The following is a 17,747-nucleotide window of genomic DNA, read 5'->3' on the forward strand; positions in this document are numbered from 1 at the left end:
GTCCCTTTCGACATGTTGCATGCGACATGTCGCAATCGCCAGGTGGCCAGCCCGATGCGCGGCCCGACGCGCGTGAGCTGCGCCGCCCGACGCGCGTGAGCTGCGCCGCCCGACGCGCGTGAGCTGCGCCGCCCGACGCGCGTGAGCTGCGCCGACATGCGCTGCGTCACGGTCGAAAGGGGGCCCCGGGCGGCTTGCCGCGCGCGCGTTCGACCCACTATCCTGCGGCGGCGTATGGACCTCGAACTCGGGACCCCCCTCACCCCCTCGGCGACGCGGATGCTGTTGCTCGGCTCAGGCGAGCTCGGGCGCGAGGTGGCGCTCGAGGCGATGCGGCTCGGCGTGGAGGTGATCGCGTGCGACCGCTACCGCGACGCGCCGGCGATGCAGGTGGCGCACCGCAGCCACGTGTTCGACATGCAGGACCGCGACGCGGTGCGGGCGGTGGTCGGGCGGGAGAAGCCGCACTACATCGTGCCGGAGGTCGAGGCGATCGCGACCGACGCGCTGGTCGAGCTCGAGGCGGAGGGCTGGACGGTGATCCCGACGGCGCGGGCGACCCGGCTGACGATGGACCGCGAGGGCATCCGTCGGCTCGCGGCCGAGCAGCTGGAGCTGCCGACCAGCCCCTACGCGTTCGCCGACAGCCTGGCGGAGGTCGAGGCCGCGGTGGCGCGGATCGGCCTGCCGTGTGTGATCAAGCCGGTGATGTCGAGCTCGGGCAAGGGTCAGAGCACGGTGCGCGAGCTGTCCGAGCTGCCGACCGCGTGGGACTACGCGCTGGCCGGGGCGCGCGGCAAGTCGGCGCGGGTGATCGTCGAGGGCTTCGTCCGCTTCGACAGCGAGATCACGCTGCTGACGATCCGGACCCGCGACGAGGGCACCCTGTTCTGCCCGCCGATCGGGCACCGCCAGGAGCGCGGCGATTACATGGAGTCGTGGCAGCCGCACGCGATGTCGGCGACGGCGCTCGAGCGGGCCCAGATCGTGGCGGAGACGGTGACCGAGGCGCTCGGCGGGGTCGGGCTGTTCGGGGTGGAGCTGTTCCTGGTCGGCGACGAGGTGATCTTCAGCGAGGTGAGCCCGCGGCCGCACGACACCGGGATGGTGACGATGACGACGCAGGACCTCAGCGAGTTCGAGCTGCACGTGCGGGCGATCCTCGGGCTGCCGATCGTGCGGGTGATCCAGCGCGCGCCGGGGGCGTCGTCGGTGATCCTGGCCGAGCGGGCGGGCCACAACCCGCGCTTCCTCGGGGTCGCGCAGGCGCTGCAGGACCCGCGCACGCGCGTGCGGCTGTTCGCCAAGCCGGACACCCGCCGCTACCGTCGCATGGGCGTGGTGCTGACCTACGGTGACACGGTCGAGGAGGCGCGCGCGCGGGCCAACGCGGCGGCGCGGGGCATCGAGGTCGTGGTCGACGCGGGCTGAGCTCCGGCAGCAGGGAGCCCGCGGTGCCCGGGCGTCACCGGCCGTCCGTGGCGCTTGTGCGCACGCGGGCTTGGGCGCCGAGAGCCACGCGCGTTGCGGTCATCGGCGTCGCTTGTCCCGCTGTCCCACGAGGGTGATAGTCGCGGTGTCGCAATGCGCGACGCCGGCTCCTGGGTCGGCAGAAGGAGCCCGATCGATGACATCCACACGCCCTATCTTCGCGGTCCACTCGCGTGGCCTCAGCCTCGCCGCCCCCCTGCTCGCGCTCGGGCTGGCCCTGACCCCCGGCGACGCCGCGGCCGTCTGCAGCAACGGTGACCTGCTCGACTGCAACCCGGTCGGCCAGACCCTGAACCCCGCCGCCCGCTTCGTCGACCCCAACCCTCCCCCCGGCTACACGCAGTGCGCCGGCTTCATCAACACGAACCAGGACGACGTGAACCGCTTCTGGGAGAACAACTGCCTGCCCTTCAAGGGCGGCCAGCTGTGGCTGCGGCTGTACGACCTGAACAACAACATCATCGCCGGTGCCCACCTGTTCGACGGCGTCGGCGGCTGTCCGTGGGGCGCATCGCACATCGGCTACGACACCGATATGAACGAGGGCGCCGGTTTCCTCGACCAGCAGGGCGCCTGCAACGACGGCGCCGGCGTGTCGCTGGCCTGGTTCATCGACAACTCGAACTACTGCGGCTGCGGCGACTACAGCTGCAACGACATCTACACCGCCAACCAGGCCAACAACAAGGTCCTCTACGTCGGCGGCGACGCCAGCAACCCGGGCCGGGAGATCGTCTACAGCGGGCCCGGGGGCAAGGGCGGCTGCGCCGTGGACGGCAACGCGGTGTTCTTCGCCAAGCTCGCGATCTACAACCTGAACCCTGACGCCGACGGCGACGGCGTCCCCAACCCGCAGGACAACTGCCCCAACGACGCCAACGCGAACCAGGCCGACGCCGACAACGACGACCTCGGCGACGTCTGCGACGCGTGCCCCGACGACCCCGACAACGACGTCGACAAGGACCTCGTCTGCGGCGACGTCGACCTCTGCCCCGACGACCCCGACCCCGACCAGGAGGACGCCGACAGCGACGCCCTCGGCGACGCCTGCGACGCCTGTCCGGCGGACCCCGACAACGACGTCGACCTCGACCTCGTCTGCGGCGACGTCGACCTCTGCCCGCAGGACGCCGACCCCAACCAGGAGGACGCCGACAGCGACACCCTCGGCGATGTCTGCGACGCCTGCCCGAACGACCCCGACAACGACGCCGACGCCGACGCTGTCTGCGGCGACCTCGACAACTGCCCGATTGACGCCAACCCCGGTCAGGAAGACGGCGACATGAACGGCATGGGCGACGCCTGCGACCCGATCGACCCGCCGGGCACGACCTCCGGTTCGACCACCGACACCACGGACGGCACCACCTCGACCACGACCGACGCCACCAGCACCACCGGCGACGCCGAGAGCACGGGCAACCCGACGACCACCGATCCCGGCACCACCGGCACCCCGACCAGCGACCCGACCGGCACGCCGACCAGCGATGCCACGACCCTGCCGCAGGGCGACAGCACCGGCGAACCAGCCGGCAGCAGCGGCAGCGGCAGCGACAGCGACACCGCCGGCGTCGACGACGGCGGCTGCGGCTGCACGAGCGCCGGCACGCCGCCGATGAGCGCGCTGTGGCTCGGCCTCGCCGGCCTCGCGCTGCGTCGTCGCCGACGCGGCGCGTGAACGGGCCACGGGCGCGAGCCGCCGCCACCGATCGACGGGCGAGCTGGATCAGGTCGTGATCAGCTCGGCGTGGAGGGTGGCGCCGGCCGGGCGCTCGGGCCACATCGCGAAGTCGAGGCAGAAGTCGTGCGCAGCCGCGAGCAGCTCGCGCGCGGGGCCGCCGATGAGGCCGATGCTCTGGTGGGCTTCGGCGCCGCGGGTCGCTCGCGGGTAGGGGCGGACGCGGGCGCTGCAGGCCTCGAGCGCGAGCAGCAGGCGGAGGACGTGGCCGTCGAGCCAGCCGCGACAGGCGAGCTCGCCGTCCAGGTCGACGCCGCTGAGGCTGAGGACCAGGCGACGCGGGTCGCTGGCGGGGTCGACGGGGGCGCGCAGCTCGTCGGCGTCGGCGCGGACGATCGCGTCGGCGCGGCGCAGCTCGTGGCGCACCAGCGTGTAGGTCGAGCGGGTCAGACCGCGGGCCGAGTTGAAGGGCGGCGGGGTCGGCGTGTAGATCGGCCAGGGGGCGCGGCGCGTGGGGGCGATCGCGGGGAGCGGGCCGAGAGCGACCGGACGACCGGGCTCCCACACCGCGAACACGGCGAAGAAGTGGCGCAGCAGGGCGTCGGGGTCGGACGGGACGCCGAGCCTGGCGGCGTCGCGCGCGGCGAAGGCGGCGAGCAGGGCCCACGAGTAGCCGCCGAGCAGGCCCCAGGCGCCGACGTCGAGGGCGCGCGCGCGGGCCCAGGCCCGCACGCGCTGCAGCATGGCGATGAAGACGGGGAGCTCGAGGTGGCCGTCGAGGGAGGCGGGGACGGCGTCGGCGTCGAGGCAGGTGAGCGCGGCGCGGCGGCTCGGGTCGTCGAGGCTGGCGAGCTCGTCGGGCGTGAGCGCGGCGAGGCGAGCCGCCGAGAGCGAGGCGGGGAGGCCGGCGTACTGGAGGTCGACGGCGAGCTCGCCGAGGCGCATGCGCAGGACGGGGAGGCCGGCGCTGGTGGCCTCGCGCACGGCGGTGACGCGCTCGCCGAGGCGCTCACGTACGGCGGTGAACAGCGCGGCGCGATCGAGGGTCGAGGGGCCGGCGCACACGAGGTCGAGGTCGGAGTCGGGGGTGGCGACGCCGAGCCGCGCCGAGCCGACGATGTGCAAGCAACGATCGCCGACGAGCTCGCTGCACGCGGCGGCGATCGCAGCGACGGCGGCGAGGTGACGCGGCGAGGGCAGCTCGGCCCAGGGCGGCGGGGCGACGACGCCGGGGATCGCGGCGAGGGGTGAGGGCGGCGTGGGCCGTCGCGCTGGGAGCTCCGAGCTGCGCGTCGCGGCGGTCGCCGGATGCTCTGGCGGGAGCGTCGGCGCGGTCGCCGGGCGCCCCGTTGTGCCAGCCGCCGAAGCGTCGGGTCGACTCGTCGCGGCGCGATGCGTCGCGCCGAGCGGGAGGCTGTGGCGGATCGCGAACGGCTGCTCGTCGCGGCGGCTGATCAGGTGGAGGGCGTCGATCGTGCACTCGAGCGGGCGCCAGCGGGCCTGCCACTGGGCGATGGTGGCGGCGATCTCGGCCTCGCTACCGGCGAGCTTGGCGACGGTGAGGTGGGGGGTGAAGCCGGCGCTGGCGCGGCCGGCCTGCTCGACGCAGGCGGGGAACAGCGGGGCGAGGGCCTGCTCCAGCGCGACCAGGGCGGTGGGCGGATCGCAGGCGGGTGCGAGCCACACGGTGGTGCTGCCGCGGTGATCGAAGCGACGCAGCTCGCCGAGGCGCAGGCGGATCGGCGGGTGGGCGCGCAGCAGCGGCGCGATGCAGGCGACGGCCTCGGCGAAGTGGGCCTCGGGGATGAAGCCGTAGATGAGATTGATGTGCGGCATCCAGCGCGCGTACGCGGGATCGTGGGCGGCGCGGATCGCCTGGATCGGGGCCCACACGGCCTCGGGTGGGATCACGACGAGGGCGCTGCGGTGCACCGGGGCGGCGTCGATCGGCGAGGCCGCGGTGAGCGAGGCTGCGGCGGCCGGGCCCACGGCGGCCGGGCCGAGCTGCAGGAGGGCGCAGAGGCCGAAGTGGTCGGAGGCGAATTGACTCTCGCCGTGGCGCTCGCCGATCGGTCGGTCGGCGAAGCGGACCACCTCGATCGGGGCGATCGCCCCGGTCGGCGCGCGCAGCAGGACGCGATCGAAGCGCGCCGCCTGGCCGCTGCGCGACATCAGGGCGGCGAGCGGGTTGGCGACCGGGTCGAAGGTGAAGCCGGGGTGGTGCGGGTGCAGCTGCTGCCAGGCGTCGACGAGGCCGGCGGCGGCGAGCTGGTGGTTCTCGTCGCCGTCGCCGAAGTTGAAGTCGCCGAGGACCAGCGCGTCGCCGGGTCGGCGGGCGAGGCGAGCGAACAGCACGGCGAGCTGCTCGGCCCGCTTGTCGGCGGCGCCGTCCTTCTGATTGCTCGTGAGGTGCAGCGCCGCGATCGTGAGTGGGCGACCGGCGAGCGCGAGCTGGCCGAGCAGCAGCTTCTTTTGGGCCGAGAAGCTGTGCAGCTCGAGCGCGAGCGGCCAGCGCGACAGCAGGGCCTGGCCGTAGGGTTGCAGGCCGAGCGCCTCGGGACCGGCGGAGACGTGGTAGCGGGCCTGGACCCACGGCTCGGCGAGCAGCTCGGCCCAGAACTCGGGGGTGACCTCCTGCAGGGCGATGATGTCGGCGTCCTGGGCCTGGAGGAGCGCGCGGCAGGCGAGGCGGCGCTCGTCGCTGTAGATGTGCTCGGCCTCGTGGACGTCGTAGAGGACGTTGTAGGTGAGGACGGCGAGCGACTCGAGGGCGAGCTCGCGGTGCGGGGGATCGACGGGGCGCCACGTCGCGGTGGTGGGGTCGAAGCGGAGGCAGGGGATCGCGACGAACTCGGCGGCGCCGCGGGCCTGGCGGGCGGGCTCGGGCGCGGGCGCGGGCGCGGCGGCGCAGGCCCGCTGGATCGCGGCGAGGTCGGCGGCCTGGCTGATGCCCGAGCCGAACACGAGGTCGATGCGCTCGCGGCGGTCCCACACGATCAGCGGGCCGGCCTTGATGAACCAGATGCGGTGCCAGGGGACCTCGCCCTCGCCGAGGAAGTCGGCGAGCGGGGCCTCGCGCACGCCCGCGAAGCGCTCCTCGTAGCCGATCGTGAAGTGGGCCGCGGCGAAGATCGGATCGAAGCGGATGCGGCCGACGATGTCTTGCACCGGCCGGAGCCCGCGCTCGGGCCTGCGGTTGTCGCGGATCGTCGCCATCGCGGCGGCGACGATAACAGCAGCGCCGCGGCTGTGGTGGGCGCAGCTGCGCGCTCAGGGCGGTGGCGCGGCCTGGGCGGCCTGATAGAGCTCGTTCACGAACGCTGGCGGCTCGGGCTGGGCGCGCCAGTCGACCTGCTGGCGCCCGCGCGAGTGGTCCCAGCGGAGCATCCACGACACGCCCGCGGGTCCCGCGTAGGTGTCGGGCTCGCGGTAGGCCGGGTCGGCGAGGGCCTGCTCGAGGGTGATGAACGCGTAGCCGCGGCGGCGGAAGATCGCGGCGACGGCGGTGAAGTGATCGGCGTTGAGCTCGTTGGCGTGGAGCAGCAGCACGTGGCGGATCGGGCGGCCGAACATGGCCTGCTCGGCGCCCTCGTAGAACACCACGCTGGCCTCGAGGTGGGCGAGGTAGGCGGCGGCGATGCGATCGGCGAGCGCCGCGTCGCCGCGGGTGTGGGCGTCGGTGTAGACGAAGTTGAACATCCAGTCGGAGTTGTCGAGCGTGACCGGGGCGACGGTGTAGCCGCGATCGGCGAGGAAGGACTCGAAGGCGGCGCGGGTCGCTAGGTCGGGGCCGGTGTGCAGGTAGGGGTGCCGGAAGTAGCGCAGGGGCTGGCCGCGCTCGGCCTGCAGGGCGCGGATCGTCGGCTCGCCGGCGATGAGGTCGGCCTCGTACTCGGCCAGCGGCGTGCGGGTGAGCGACGGGTGGGTCGCGGTGTGGTTGCCGAGCTCGAGGCCGGCGGCGCTCCACTGGCGGAGGATCTCGAGGCGGGCCGGTCGCTCGTCGCAGGTGCACAGCTTGGCCTCGTTGACGAAGCCGACCGCGGGCACGCCGGCGGCGCGGACGCTGGCCAGCAGCGCGGTGGTCATCGCCCGGGTGCGCGGCACGCCGAGGTCGCGGCCGCCGACGATCAGGTCGTCGATCGTGACGGCGACGGCGCGGGTGGTCGCGACGGGGGCGGGCGCAAGCGGGGTCGCGGGCGCAGGCGGGGTCGCGGGCGCAGGCGGGGTCACGGGCTTGCAGGCGGCCAGGGCGAGGCCGACCAGCAGCGTACGAACCAGCGGTGGCGCCACGCGGGGACTCTGGCGGCGATCAGCCGCCGGCGAAGATGTCGACGCCGCGGCCGCGCAGGACCTCGACCGCCTCGCGCACGGGCAGGCGGGTCAGCTGGAGCTGATCGCGGACGATCGCCTCGAGCTCGTCGATGTCGCGGATCGGCGTGATGGTGGTGATGTTGTGGTGCGTGGTGACGAGGTTGTTGTCGTAGACCTCGAGCACGCGCGAGGCGAAGAAGCGGGAGATGCGGAGCGATCGCTGGGCCCGGCCGGCCGGGTCGGCGGCGCGCTGGATCGCGGCGGTGAAGCCGTCGGCGGCGAGGGCGGGCGGCTTGGCGACGTAGCTCTGGACCTTGTTGCCGCCGCGCAGGGTCGCGACCTCGACCGCGCCGGCGCCGGCGACGTGGCGGTCGATGGCCAATTGGAAGTCGCCGTGGAGCACGATGTGGGGCAGCGCGGCCAGCGAGATCGGCTGGTAGAAGGGCACGCCGTAGCCGATGTCGACGAGGTAGTGGGTGTCCTCGAAGCGCACGCGGCAGACGGCGTGCGAGCGCGGGACCCCGCCGATGTCGGCGCCGAGCAGCTCGACCTCGTAATCGAGGTACTGCAGCAGCGACGCGAAGTGGATCGGGATGGTGAAGTTGTCGCCGCCGAGGTCGCGCTCGGCGATGCCGTCGAGGAAGGACCCAATCGGCTGCAGCTCACCAGCGTTGCCGGCGTGCCCCGCGAGCAGCTGCGTGACGTTCTCGTAGGGCACCTTGATCAGGTGGCTGCTGACGAGCTCGTGCAGGCCCGGGTCGCCGACCCAGCCGAGGATGCCGAGGTAGCGGCGATAAAGCTCGTCCTGGGGGCTCTGCGTCATACCTGCGCGCGGGATGGTAACAGCTTTGCCGGCGCGACAAGGCGACCGGATCCAAAAACCGCGTGAGGCTGGTACCATCCCCCGCCGCCCAGGAGGCCCCGCCGATGACCCTCGCCGACCCCACGCTGTCCGCCCCGTCCCCCACCCGCCTGTTTGAGAAGTACAGCCCGGTGACGGGCGCCTCGATGGGTCAGTTCCCGATCGCCGACAGCGAGGCGGTGGAGGGCGCGGTGGCGCGGGCGCGGGCGGCCTTCCCGGGCTGGCGCGACACGCCGCTGGCGGTCCGGCTGGAGGCCATCAACCGCGGCCGCGACGTCCTGCTCGAGCAGGCCGAGACCTACGCGCGCAAGATCGCCGACGACACCGGCAAGCCGATCATCGAGGCGCTGATGTTCGAGCTGGCGGTGGTGCCGATGTTCCTCGACCACTACCTCAAGCGCGCGCCGAAGCTGTTGACGCGGCGCAAGGTCAGCACGCCGATGGCCCTGCTCGGCAAGACGGGTTACATCGAGCACTTCCCGCGCGGGGTCATCGGCATCATCGCCCCGTGGAACTTCCCGTTCCAGCTGTCGGTGCTGCCCGTGATCTCGGCGCTGATCGGCGGCAACACGGCGGTGCTCAAGCCCTCCGAGGTGACCCCGATCGCGGGCGAGGTGGTGGCCGACTTCTTCCGCCGCATGGGCCTGCCGCCGGGGGTGGTCGAGGTCGTCGCCGGCGACGGCAGCACCGGCGCGGCGCTGTGTCGGGCCAACGTCGACATGCTGTTCTTCACCGGCTCGGTGGCGACCGGGCGCAGGGTCGCGGCCGCGGCCGCGGAGCGGCCGATCCCCTGCGAGCTCGAGCTCGGCGGCAAGGACGTCTTCATCGTCTGCGCCGACGCCAACCTCGAGCGCGCCGCCGAGGCGGTCGTGTTCGGCTCGATGGCCAACTGCGGCCAGGCCTGCGTCTCGGTCGAGCGGGCGCTGGTGGTCGACTCGGTGCACGACCGCTTCGTCGAGCTGGTCAAGCGCAAGCTGGCGCGCATCAAGGTCGGCGGCCCGGACGAGCAGGCGGAGATGGGGCCGATGACCTTCGCCAAGCAGCTGCAGACCGTCGAGCGCCACGTCGAGGCGGCGCGCCAGGCCGGGGCGAAGGTGCTGACGGGCGGCCAGCGGCTCGACCGCGCCGGCCTGTTCTATCCGCCGACCCTGCTGACGGACGTGCGCCCCGACATGGACATCTACCGCGAGGAGACCTTCGGCCCGGTGCTGCCGGTGATCCGCGTGCGCGACGAGGAGGAGGCGGTGCGCCTGGCCAACGCCAGCGAGTTCGGGCTGGTCGGCAGCGTGTGGACGCAGGACCTCGACAAGGGCATGCGCATCGCGTCGCGGCTCGAGTCGGGGCAGGTGATGATCAACGACGTGTTTAGCTCGGTCGGCCACCCGGGCCTGCCGTTCGGCGGGGTGCGCTCGAGCGGCCTCGGCCGCTACCACGGCGACGAGGGCCTGCTGACCTTCATGAACCCGCGGGCCATCCTGGTCGACCGCGGCAAGGCCGACTACGACCCGATCTGGTACCCGTACACCGACAAGCTCGCCTCGGCCTTCGAGGTGTTTCGCGGCGTCGCTGGCAAGAAGCTGGGCAGCCTGGTCCGGGGCTTTTTGGGGCTGCGCAAGGCCAGCATCGACGGCCACAAGTGAGGTGATTCCGCGGACACGGGCGCGTTGTTGACATCGCGGGGGGTCCAGGTAGCCTCGCGCCGATGAACTCGCCGACGAAGTCGCCGACGCAGCGTCCGGGTCCGAAGCCAGAGCGCTGGGGTACACGCGTCGGCCTGGTGCTCGCGGTCGCGGGCAACGCGGTCGGGCTCGGCAACTTCCTGCGCTTCCCGGCCCAGGCGGCGCAAAACGGCGGCGGCGCGTTCCTCATTCCGTACCTGATCTCGTTCCTGCTGATGGGCCTGCCGCTGCTGTGGGTCGAGTGGGCGATCGGCCGCCACGGCGGACAATACGGGCACCACGCGTCCCCCGGGATGTTCGCGCGGATGGGCCGCGGGTCGTGGCTCAAGTACGTCGGCGTGTTCGGCCTGTTCACCAACCTCACGGTCGCCGCCTATTACTGTTACATCGAGAGCTGGACCCTCGCGTACGTGTGGCACTCGCTGATCGGCACGTTCACGCACACACCAGCGACCACCTTCTTCCCCGAGTACCTCGGCACCACCAACCCGTCGATCACCGCGGTGCCCTACGAGGCCGCCTGCTGGTTCGTCGGCACGCTGGCGCTCAACACCTGGATCCTCTCGCGCGGGCTGGTCAAGGGCATCGAGCTGGCGGCCAAGATCGGCATGCCGATGCTGCTGCTGTTCGGCGTGGTCCTGGCGATCAACGGCCTGACCCTCGGGCCAGGTGACCCGGGCGTCGTCGAGAGCCCGCTGGTCGGCCTCAACTTCGTGTGGATGCCGCAGACCTCGGGCCTGTGGAACCCGAGCACCTGGCTGGCCGCCGCCGGTCAGGTGTTCTTCACGCTCTCGGTCGGCATGGGCTCGATCCACTGCTACGCCGCGTACCTGCGCGAGCGCGACGACATCGCCCTGAACGCCACCACCGCCGGCGCGGTCAACGAGTTCGTCGAGGTCGTCCTCGGCAGCGCGATCCTCATCCCGATCGCGACCGCCTACCTCGGCCTCAACCTGGTCCAGGCGGCCACCGCCGGCGGCAGCGGCTTCGACCTCGCCTTCCTCACCCTGCCGACCCTGTTCAACCAGTGGGGCGCGTTCGGGCCGATCGCCTGCGCCATGTGGTTCGGCCTGCTGTTCTTCGCCGGCATCACCTCGTCGCTGGCGATGGGCCAGCCGGTCGTCGCCTTCCTGCAGGACGAGTTCAAGGCCCGCCGCGGCGCCGCGGCGGGGGTGTTCGGGCTGTCGACCCTGGTGCTCGGCATGATGTGCGTGATCCTCTACCCGGGCGGCACCTTCGACGAGTTCGACTTCTGGACCGGCACCTTCTCGCTCATCATCTTCGCCTTCGCCGAGGTGATCATCTTCGGCTGGATCTTCGGCATCGAGAAGGGCTGGGCGGAGATCAACCGCGGCGCCGATCTCAAGCTGCCCGGCTTCTTCAAGTACGTGATCAAGTACGTGACCCCGACCTTCATCGGCGTGGTCCTGCTCGGCGCCCTGATCAAGCCGAGCGGCGGCTGGGGCGACGCGCTGTCGGCCCTGCTGCACACCGGCCGCTGGCCCTTCGCCCCCGGCAGCGTGATCGGCAAGGTGTTCCACGTCGGCGAGACGCAGAGCTGGTTCGACCCCGCCGGTCAGGTCACCCGCGTGTTCGTCGAGGACCTGACCCGCGTCGTCCTCATCACCGTGTTCGTCCTGATCGCCCTGCTCGTGCGCAAGGCCTGGGCCGGCAAGAGCATCACCCACGACCAGCAAGAAGGACCCCGCCTGTGACCCTCAGCGCCTGGATCATGCTCATCGCCACCTGGTCGGTGGTCGCCGGCGGCGCGCTGTTCCTCGTGCTCAAGGTGCTGTCGACCCCGCCCCGCGACGGCGAGTAGGCCGCCGTCGCCACGGGCGGGGCGCCAGGTTATGCTGGCGCGCATGGACGACGGTAACCGCAACCTCGCCACCTACGCGGACCTGCTCGCGCTGCCCGAGGGCGCCGACGCCGAGGTCATGTACGGGGTCGTCCAGGCCCTGCCCAGCGCGCTGCCCGAGCACAACCGGGCCCAGGGCGGCCTCCAGACCTGGCTCGGTGGCCCCTTCGACCTCGACGACGGCAACGGCGGCCCGGGCGGCTGGTGGATCCTCATCGAGACCGACGTCCGCTTCAGCGTCCACACGATCGTCCGCCCTGACATCGTCGGCTGGCGACGCACCCGCCTCGAGGCGCCGTGGGGCATGCGCCCGATCGACGTCGTGCCCGACTGGATCTGCGAGGTGGTGTCGCCCTCGAACCGCCGCCGCGACCGCATCGACAAGAGCCGGCTCTACCTCGCCCAGGGCGTGCCGCACTTCTGGCTGATCGACCCCGAGGAGCGCACCCTCGAGGCCTACACGGCGCACAACGGCTACTGGCTGCAGACCGGCGTCTACGAGGACAGCTGCGCCGCCGCCCGCATCGCCCCCTTCGAGGCCGTCGAGCTCCCGGTCGCGCGCCTGTTCCCGCCGCCCGCGCCGCCGCACCAGCCCCAGCCGCCCGCGCAGACGGAGTGATCAGGCGTCGGGAAAGCCCGGCGCGAGCGCCCGCGTCATGCGCTCGGGCCGACGCACGCCGTGCTCCGACATCGCCATGTCGGCCGCGCCGACCAGCCCTGAACCCTCGCTGCCGCCGAGGAACTGGCCGCAGCGTCGGCGCGCCGCCTCGGCGTAGAGCGCCATGTCGACCGCGCGAAAGCCCTGCTCCGCCGCCCGCAGGCCCTGCACCGCGCGGTCCTTCTGCCTGTTCACGACCAGCAAGCCCGCGTTCACCAGCTCGACGAAGGGCGTGGCCCACAGCGTGCGCTCGCCCTTGAGGCCGTCGAGGTCCGCCTCGACCGCCCGCAGCAGGCCGGCCCGCTCGCTCTCGCCGTGGTCCGCGTGCAGGCGCCCGAGCGCCGCGCCGGCCCGCAGCGCGTGCAACATGACCCGCGTCCACTGGCCCTGGAACATGAAGCTGCGCGAGAAGTCGTCCCACTCGCGGCCGACCCGGGCCCACGCGGCCGCGGCCTCACCGGCGTAGAAGTCGATGTGCATGGCGCCGACGAAGGTCCACAGGCGCGGCACGTTGGGCGCGTCGTCGGGCCAGCGCTGCTGCACGTAGGTGAGCTCGGCGCGGGCGCGCGGGAGGTCGTCGTCGGCCAGCCAGTACCCGACCTGCGGCCCGGCGCGCAGGAAGGTGTCGGCCCACGCGTCGTCGCGCTCGCGGGCCTCGGCGATGAAGTTGGCCATGCGCGCCCCGAGCGTGCGCATCTCGCCCAGCATGAACATCGTGACCAGGCGGAAGGCCTGCGCCGTGGTGATTTCATAGCCGGTGCCCACGCACTCGCCGCGGAGGATCTGCTCGGCCCGGTCGAGCACCCCGATCGCCTCCTGCCAGCGGCCGAAGTGAAACGCCGCGATCCCGCGGGACAGCGCCAGGAGCCCGCGCGGCAGCGGGTCGGCCAGGCGCTGGGCCAACGCGGTCGCCTGGGTCGCCGTCCGCTCGGCCCGCTCGCGGCTCCCCTCGCCTCGGATGGACGCGTAGCCCACCTCGCCCGCGAGGGCGATCGCCGCGTGGAACACATGACCTGTCTTGAAGGCCAGGTTCAGGTGGCGCGCCTGGAACAGCGCCGCGAGCAGCGGGTCGTGGATCCCGACGCTGCTGGCGATCGTCCGGCACACGGCCATCCGCGCCAGCTCGGCCCGGTCGACGCTGGCCGGCTCGCGCTCCCGCAGGGTCAGGCCGCGCAGCTTGAGCCGGGCCCGCTCGTAGGTCAGCGCCGCGATCATGCCGCGCGGCGTCGTCGGGATCGCGAGCCCGACCTCGGCGACCACCTTCCGCATCGTCGCGCTGCCCTCGGCGATCTGGCCCGCGCGCAGCAGCTGCCCGGTCGCCCGCCGCCGCAGGTCGAGCCCGGCCTCCGCGGGCATCACCGCCGCCGCCGCGAGGTAGAGCTTGGCCGCCTTGACCCCGCGACCCGCGTTGGCGAGCGCGTCGGCGAGGCGGCAGGTCAGCTCGCCGCGGCCCGGGTCGTTCTGCGGCTTGAACTCGAGGGCCAGGCGATAAAGCCGGGCGGCGCGGTCGAAGGCCAGGTTCGCCGCGGCCTGCTCGGCGGCCATCTGCGCGTAGTCAGCCGCCCGCTCCCACTCGCCCGCCTCACGGAAGTGCAGCGCCAGCGCGTCCGAGTCACGGTCGCCCGCGGCCTCCATGGCGAACGCAAGCTGGCGGTGACGCTCGCGGATCCCCTCGGTGCCGAGGCGCCCGAGCACGACCTCGCGGATGCGGTCGTGGTAGGTCTCGACCGCGTTCTCGTCGCCGGTCAGCACCAGGTGCTCGCCGCGCAAGGTGGCCAGCGCGGTGCGGGCCTCGGGGACCACGCCCGCCGCGACCGCCGCGAGGCGCACGTCGACCGGCCCGCCCGCGACCGCGACCACCTCGAGCAGGCCCCGGGCCGCGGGTGGCAGCGCCTCGAGCCGGGCCAGCAGCACCTGGTCGAGCGAGACCTCGCCCGGCCGCGCCCCGCCGGCGATCGCGTAGCGCACCAGCTCGCGCACGAACAGCGGCGAGCCCTGGGCCTCGTGGGCGATCTGCCGCGCGCGGCCCTTGAGCTGCGGCGCCTTCTCGGCGAGCAGCTGCAGCGCGAGGTCGGCCGCCTCCTCCTCCGACAGCGGGCCGACGTCGATCTCCCGCATGTCGACCTCGCCGCGGGTCGCGTCGCCCAGCGCCCCGAGCACCGCGCCGTTGCTCGCCTCGCTGCGGTAGCTGGCGATCAGCAGCAGCGCCGGCGCGTCGGGCGGGCGCAGCAGGTCGGCCAGCAGCGCCGCGCTGTCGCGGTCGCCCCACTGCAGGTCGTCGATGTGCAGCACCAACGACTTTCGGTCGGCCAGCCGCGCCAACAATTCCTTCAGCGCCGCGAAGGCCCGCCGCCGCAGCTCCCGCGGCTCCGGGCTCTCGCCCACCCGCGGCGGCGACTGCGAGACCGCCTTCACCCGCTGCAGCACCGGGAACACCCGCGCCAGCGCCAGGATGTCGCGCGGCATCAGCTCGGCCGCCCGCGCGTCGGGCAGGCGCATCAGGTGCTGACACAGCGCGTCGACCAGGCTGTCGAGCGCCTTGAACGACACCGACTCGCGCTCGTAGCAGCGGCCGACCAGCGCCACCGCGCGGTCGCTGCGGTGCAGGCGGGCCAGGAACTCGCGGACCAGCGCCGACTTGCCCATGCCCGAGCGCCCGCCGACCTTGATCGCCACGGCGCGCCCGCGGTGGGTCGCCGCGAACGCGTCCTGCAGCGCCCGCAGGTGCAGCTCGCGGCCGAGGAACAGGTCGCCCGCGTCGCGCCGCACCGCGTCGCGCGGGCGGATCCCGCTCGGCCCGGTCCCGACCCGGCGCAGCACATCGGCCGCCCCCGGCCGCTTGCTCGGGTCGCGCTGCAGCAGATCGACGCACAGCGCCTCGAGGTCCGGCGGCAGCCCGGGCGCGAGCGAGCCGGGCGCCGGCGCGTCGCGCTCCTGCTTGGCCAGCAGCACCTTCAGGCCCTTGCCGCGGAACGGCAGCTCGCCGGTCAGGGCCACGAACATCATCACCCCGACCGCGTACCAGTCGCTCGCCACCGACGCCGGCTGACCCGCGGCCTGCTCCGGCGACAGGTACCCGGGCGTGCCGATCATCGCCCCGGCCGCGGTGCTGCGCAGGGTCTCGGTCACCGACTCTGACACCAGCCCGAAGTCCAGCACCACCAGCCGACCCTCGCGCGTGAGCAGGATGTTCGACGGCTTGATGTCGCGGTGCAGCATGCCCGCCCCGTGGATCACGCCGAGGCCCGCCGCCAGCTGACGCAGCGCCGCCCGCAGCCGCTCGTGCCGGATCTCCGGGTCCTCCGGCCCGTCCTCGCTGTCCGTGCCGCGCACGTACTCGACGAAGCTGAGCCCGTCGACGTACTCCATCGAGAAGAAGATCTGCTCGCCCTCGAAGAACAGCTCGTGCAGCGCGATGAGGTTCGGATGGGTGACATCGGCGAGCAGGCGAAACTCCCGCTTGAACCGGTACAGCGCCCCCGGGCTCACGTTGAGCAGGGTCTTCACCGCCACCGTCTCGCCGCGCTCGCGGTCGATCGCCTCGTACACCACGCCCATCCCGCCGGCGCCGATCCGCCGCCGGATCGTGAAGCGCTTGAGGCTCGCGAACTCGAGGAACTGCGAGCTCTCGCCGGGGTCAGGCCCGTCCGCCCCGTGGCCCCCGTGAAGGTGATGCGGCGCGCCGAGCTCCCCCGGCTCGCTGTCGTCCGACGGCGTGTCCATCGGGTTCGAGGCCTCGATCGACCCCGAGGGCGTGATGGCCCCGGCGGTCTGCGTCTCCTCCTCGCTGCTCATCCGCTCGCCAGGGTACTGCAGCCGCCGCGGCCCGCGTACGCGCAGTTGTCCCCGCGAGCCAACAGACAGGCCCGGCGAAAGCGCCGCCAAAGCCCGCCAAAGCCGGCTTCCGTGAGATCGCGCAAGCTTGGCGCCACCCGGGCCCGGGTCTCGAACGTGGTACCCCGTTTGCGCATGACCTCGGATGCTCGCACGCCTGTCATCGTCGCCGCTGTCCGCACGCCGATCGGCCGGTTCCGCGGCGCCCTGGCCACGGTGCGCCCGGACGACCTCGCCGCCCACGTGATCCGCTCGCTCGCCGAGCACTACGGCGCCGCGATCGAGCAGGTCTCCGACGTGTACCTCGGCTGCGCCAACCAGGCCGGCGAGGACAACCGCAACGTCGCCCGCATGGCCCTGCTGCTCGCCGGTCTGCCCGTCGAGGTCCCCGGCGTCACCGTCAACCGCCTGTGCGGCTCCGGCATGGAGGCCATCCTGCAGGCCGCCAAGTCGATCATGGTCGGCGAGGGCGAGGTCTACATCGCCGGCGGCGTCGAGAGCATGACCCGCGCCCCCTTCGTCATGCCCAAGGCCAGCGAGGCGTTCGCCCGCGACGCCCAGCTCTTCGACACCGCCCTCGGCTGGCGCATGGTCAACCCGGCGATGGAGCGCCTCTACGGCGTCGACCCGCTCGGCATCACCGCCGAGAACGTCGCCACCCGCTACAACATCAGCCGCGCCGACCAGGACGCCTGGGCCCTCGCCAGCCACCAGCGGGCCGCCGCCGCCCAGGACGAGGGCTGGTTCGACAACGAGATCGTCCCCATCGACATCCCGCAACCGAAGGGCCAGGAGCCGCTGCGCGTCACCGCCGACGAGTGCGTCCGTCGCGACAGCTCGCTCGAGCAGCTCGCCAAGCTCAAGCCGGTGTTCAAGCCCGGCGGCAGCGTCACCGCCGGCAACAGCTCCCCGCTCAACGACGGCGCCGCCGCCCTGCTCATCACCAGCCTCGCCAAGGCCCACAACCTCGGCCTGCGCCCGATGGCCCGCATCGCCGCGTGGGGCCACGCCGGCGTCGCCCCCAGCGTGATGGGCATCGGCCCCGTCCCCGCCTCGCGCACCGCCCTCAAGCGGGCCGGCGTCGCCCCCGGTGAGCTCGGCATCATCGAGCTCAACGAGGCCTTCGCCAGCCAGACCCTCGCGTCCCTCCGCCAGCTCGACCTCGACCCCACCCGGGTCAACCCCGCCGGTGGTGCCATCGCTCTCGGCCACCCGCTCGGCTGCTCCGGCGCCCGCATCGTCGCCAGCCTCAGCCACGGCCTGGCCCGCACCCGTGCCCGCCACGGGCTGGCGAGCATGTGCATCGGCGTCGGCCAGGGCATCGCAATCGTGCTCGAGCGCACATGAGCCGCTGCCGACCCCGG

The 17,747-nt window shown here is 73.1% G+C and carries 10 protein-coding genes; 6 read left to right on the forward strand and 4 right to left on the reverse strand.

Going from position 1 to position 17,747, the window contains the following annotated elements:
* Positions 1-234: 234 nt before the first annotated feature.
* Positions 235-1,431 carry a formate-dependent phosphoribosylglycinamide formyltransferase gene (purT, locus tag IPJ59_RS14545; RefSeq protein WP_293272178.1) on the forward strand — a complete coding sequence of 399 codons (1,197 nt, stop codon included), beginning with the start codon at positions 235-237 and terminating at the stop codon, positions 1,429-1,431.
* 196 nt (positions 1,432-1,627) lie between these two features.
* On the forward strand, positions 1,628-3,178 hold the full coding sequence (locus IPJ59_RS14550; RefSeq protein ID WP_293272179.1) for a thrombospondin type 3 repeat-containing protein: 1,551 nt from the start codon (positions 1,628-1,630) through the stop codon (positions 3,176-3,178).
* Between the two features lie 48 nt (positions 3,179-3,226).
* On the opposite strand, the gene IPJ59_RS14555 is transcribed toward IPJ59_RS14550, so the two are convergent.
* Genes IPJ59_RS14555 through IPJ59_RS14565 form a run of 3 tightly spaced genes read right to left on the reverse strand, consistent with a single transcriptional unit; the run spans position 3,227 to position 8,312 of the window.
* Positions 3,227-6,394, reverse strand: coding sequence for a poly(A) polymerase (locus IPJ59_RS14555; protein ID WP_293272180.1), 3,168 nt, complete (start codon positions 6,392-6,394; stop codon positions 3,227-3,229).
* 54 nt (positions 6,395-6,448) lie between these two features.
* Positions 6,449-7,468, reverse strand: a complete 1,020-nt coding sequence (locus tag IPJ59_RS14560) for a polysaccharide deacetylase family protein (RefSeq protein ID WP_293262457.1) — start codon at positions 7,466-7,468, stop codon at positions 6,449-6,451.
* Between the two features lie 19 nt (positions 7,469-7,487).
* Positions 7,488-8,312 (reverse strand): arylamine N-acetyltransferase, encoded by an 825-nt coding sequence (locus IPJ59_RS14565; RefSeq protein ID WP_293262460.1) that lies wholly within the window; start codon positions 8,310-8,312, stop codon positions 7,488-7,490.
* Between the two features lie 62 nt (positions 8,313-8,374).
* Here IPJ59_RS14565 and IPJ59_RS14570 point away from each other — a divergent pair, with 62 nt between their 5' ends.
* From IPJ59_RS14570 to IPJ59_RS14580, 3 genes are all read left to right on the forward strand, one after another.
* Complete coding sequence (locus IPJ59_RS14570; RefSeq protein WP_293272181.1) at positions 8,375-9,991, forward strand: aldehyde dehydrogenase family protein; 1,617 nt, start codon at positions 8,375-8,377, stop codon at positions 9,989-9,991.
* 62 nt (positions 9,992-10,053) lie between these two features.
* Positions 10,054-11,745, forward strand: a complete 1,692-nt coding sequence (locus IPJ59_RS14575) for a sodium-dependent transporter (RefSeq protein ID WP_293272182.1) — start codon at positions 10,054-10,056, stop codon at positions 11,743-11,745.
* A 150-nt stretch (positions 11,746-11,895) separates the two neighbouring features.
* Positions 11,896-12,510, forward strand: coding sequence for a Uma2 family endonuclease (locus IPJ59_RS14580; RefSeq protein WP_293262469.1), 615 nt, complete (start codon positions 11,896-11,898; stop codon positions 12,508-12,510).
* Here the strand turns inward: IPJ59_RS14580 and IPJ59_RS14585 are convergent, their stop codons facing one another.
* A complete protein-coding gene (locus IPJ59_RS14585) occupies positions 12,511-16,344 on the reverse strand; it encodes a serine/threonine-protein kinase (protein ID WP_293272183.1) in 3,834 nt (1,277 codons plus the stop codon). It abuts the gene before it with no gap.
* Positions 16,345-16,518: 174 nt separating this feature from the next.
* Between IPJ59_RS14585 and IPJ59_RS14590 the strand changes: the two genes are divergently transcribed.
* Entirely contained in the window at positions 16,519-17,730 is a 1,212-nt protein-coding gene (locus IPJ59_RS14590) for an acetyl-CoA C-acyltransferase (RefSeq protein WP_293272184.1), read from the forward strand.
* Positions 17,731-17,747: the final 17 nt, after the last annotated feature.

Source organism: Nannocystis sp. (assembly GCF_016714285.1).
Classification (GTDB): Bacteria; Myxococcota_A; Polyangia; order Nannocystales; family Nannocystaceae; genus Nannocystis.

Bases quoted from the DNA above. Each gene is read 5' to 3' on its own strand.
- purT (WP_293272178.1), top strand. From the start codon at position 235: ATGGACCTCGAACTCGGGACCCCCCTCACCCCCTCGGCGACGCGGATG.
- IPJ59_RS14550 (WP_293272179.1), top strand. From the start codon at position 1,628: ATGACATCCACACGCCCTATCTTCGCGGTCCACTCGCGTGGCCTCAGC.
- IPJ59_RS14555 (WP_293272180.1), bottom strand. From the start codon at position 6,394: ATGGCGACGATCCGCGACAACCGCAGGCCCGAGCGCGGGCTCCGGCCG.
- IPJ59_RS14565 (WP_293262460.1), bottom strand. From the start codon at position 8,312: ATGACGCAGAGCCCCCAGGACGAGCTTTATCGCCGCTACCTCGGCATC.
- IPJ59_RS14575 (WP_293272182.1), top strand. From the start codon at position 10,054: ATGAACTCGCCGACGAAGTCGCCGACGCAGCGTCCGGGTCCGAAGCCA.
- IPJ59_RS14580 (WP_293262469.1), top strand. From the start codon at position 11,896: ATGGACGACGGTAACCGCAACCTCGCCACCTACGCGGACCTGCTCGCG.
- IPJ59_RS14585 (WP_293272183.1), bottom strand. From the start codon at position 16,344: ATGAGCAGCGAGGAGGAGACGCAGACCGCCGGGGCCATCACGCCCTCG.
- IPJ59_RS14590 (WP_293272184.1), top strand. From the start codon at position 16,519: ATGACCTCGGATGCTCGCACGCCTGTCATCGTCGCCGCTGTCCGCACG.